The following is a 1,667-nucleotide window of genomic DNA, read 5'->3' as shown; positions in this document are numbered from 1 at the left end:
CTGGGGAGCTGGGCGGGTTCCGGGTGGTGGCGCGGCTGTCGGCCGATGTGGGGCAGGAGGCGCTGCGCTAGGCGGACTTGCGGGCCGCGGGTACCTTGGGCCCCCGCTCCGAGGGCATCCACAGCAGAACGAGCACCACTCCCCCGAGCAGGATCAGCCCACTCGTACGGAACGCGGCCGCATAGCCGTCGGTCAGCGCCGCCGGATCCGAGCCGCCGCCCGAGTGTGCCGCGGCGATCGTCGACAGGATCGACAGGCCGAGCGCGCCGCCCATGGTGCGCGAGGTGTTGATCAGGCCGGAGACCAGGCCCGCCTCCGAGGGTGCGGCGCCCGAGGTGGCGAGCGACGCGAGCGGGGTCATGGCGAGGCCGGCGCCCAGCATCATCAGGATGCCGGGGAACAGGATCGAGCTGAGGTAGCCGCCGTCGGGCGCGATCGTCGCCTGTTGCAGGCCGTAGCCCGAGGCCGCGATCAGGATGCCGAGGATCGTGACGTTCTTCGCGCCGATCACGCGCATCAGTCGGGGCGCGAGCTTGGAGCCGAGCATCACGGTCAACGAGGACGGGACGAGGGCGAGTCCGGCCTCGATGGCGGAGTAGCCGAGGACGTTCTGCGCGTACACCGTCATGAAGAACCACATGGCGAAGCTGGCCGCACCGCACACCATCATGACCGCGTTCGCCGCGGCCACCGACCTCACCTTGAACAGCCCGAGCGGCATCAGGGGCGTCTTGGTCCGCGCCTCGACAAGCAGGAACACCGCGATGAGGAGCAGTCCGGCGGCCAGCGGGACCAGCGTCGCGGGCGCCGTCCAGCCCTCCACCTCGGTCTGCACGATCCCGTACGCGAGCGTCGCGAGCCCGGCCGTCACCAGGACCGCGCCCGGCAGATCGAGCCGGCGCCGCTCGCCGCCCCGGCTCTCGCTCAGCCAGAACACGGCGGCGACCAGGACCAGGACGCCGACGGGCACGTTGATCAGGAGCACCCAGCGCCACGACAGCAGATCGGTGAGCAGCCCGCCGACCAGACCGCCGGCCGCACCGCCGCCCGCGCCGACGGCGGTCCAGGTGCCGATGGCGCGGATACGGGCCGGTCCTTCGGGGACGGCCGAGGTGAGCAGGGTCAGCGTGGACGGGGCGAGCACCGCGGCGCCCAGGCCCTGGACGGCGCGGGCGGCGAGCAGCTGCCAGCTCTCCTGCGCGAGACCGCCCGCGAGCGAGGCGGCCGTGAACAGCGCGAGCCCGACGAGGAACATCCGCTTGCGCCCGAAGAGGTCCCCGGCCCGCCCGCCGAGCAGCATGAAGCCGGCGAAGGCGATCGAGTACGCGTTGACCACCCATTGCAGGCCCAGCGCGCTCAGGCCCAGGTCGGAGCGCATCGAGGGGAGCGCGGTGTTCACCACGGACACATCGAGGACGACGAGGAACTGACCCGCACACGCCGTGAGCACCACCGCCCAGGTCGGGATGGAGCGGCGTGACGTACCGGTGGTTATCGGGGCTTGGGTGGGTGTCTGGGCCATGCCGGCCATGCTCTCAGGCTGCCCGCGGCCGCTGCATCGGGGTTTCGATGCAGCGGCCATCGGTCTTCGGGACTAGGTCCTCGGCCTCGTGACGGTCAGGCTTTACGGAGCATCGTGACGACCGCCGCTCCACCAAGCCCGATGT

1 protein-coding gene is annotated in these 1,667 nt (G+C 71.7%); it reads right to left on the bottom strand.

Features of this window, described 5'->3' with window-relative positions; all coding sequences use genetic code 11:
* Window positions 1-67: 67 nt before the first annotated feature.
* Complete coding sequence (locus tag G6045_RS40475) at window positions 68-1,522, bottom strand: MFS transporter (protein WP_165337245.1); 1,455 nt, start codon at window positions 1,520-1,522, stop codon at window positions 68-70.
* Window positions 1,523-1,667: the final 145 nt, after the last annotated feature.

Origin of the sequence: Streptomyces mesophilus (assembly GCF_011044995.1) — a bacterium.
Classification (GTDB): Bacteria; Actinomycetota; Actinomycetes; order Streptomycetales; family Streptomycetaceae; genus Streptomyces; species Streptomyces mesophilus.
This window is presented reverse-complemented; position numbering and strand designations above follow the sequence as displayed.

Coding starts and splice junctions, on each gene's coding strand:
- G6045_RS40475 (WP_165337245.1), bottom strand. CDS start 1,522: ATGGCCCAGACACCCACCCAAGCCCCGATAACCACCGGTACGTCACGC.